We start from the raw sequence: 723 nt of genomic DNA on the forward strand, positions 1-723 counted from the left end.
ACGAGAACGCTAATGGCATCATCCGTGAGTTCCTCCCCAAGGGCCTTGACCTCTCGCCCCTTACCGACAAAGATCTGCGCAACCTCGAGTTCGTCCTCAACAACACTCCTCGCAAGATCCTCGGCTTCCGCACTCCACACGAAGTCTTCTCTCAACTCAAAGTCACCGACATCGCTGGTGTTGCACTTCATCCTTGAGTCGGCCTCCCCACCGTACCCCACCGGCTGCTCCAACACCCCGAAGCCTTACTATGAACCCGAATCGTTCTATACCCGGATTTTCCGACATTGAATTCGATCAGGTGGTGGTCCGGCAATTGGATCGGTCGAATGACGAATTTCCAACCGTTGGACGAGTCGTCTGTTCGCCGGATCATGCGCGGAGGATAGTGAGCGCTCTTGCCTCCCTCACCGAAGATGAGCAAGCACGTTGTCACATACCTGGTTTTGCAGTTGATCTGCACAACAACGGAGAGGTCGTCTTCAGTGCCAACATCTGCTGGTCGTGCAACAACATGCGCCTGTCGGGTAGCAAGGCACCATCTGCGTGGGCCACGTTTGACGCAAAATGTGCGCCCGCAAAGCTGATTCTTGCGCTATGTATTGAGCTCTTCAAAGGGGCATAGCGTACGAGAGCCCTAGCCACTTTCAAATGGCCTAACCCCTCCGTCAAGGGGACGTCTTGCGGCAAGCCGCAATCCGCCCCTTACGTCGAACGTTAGGC

General features: G+C 55.5%; 1 pseudogene. It reads left to right on the forward strand.

Annotated features, from left to right (window positions below):
- Positions 1–197 (forward strand): annotated as a pseudogene (locus tag AC1DYI_RS37545) (IS30 family transposase); the annotation flags it as partial.
- Between the last annotated feature and the right edge of the window lie 526 nt (positions 198–723).

The organism is Ideonella sp. P3_A4 (assembly GCF_056403075.1).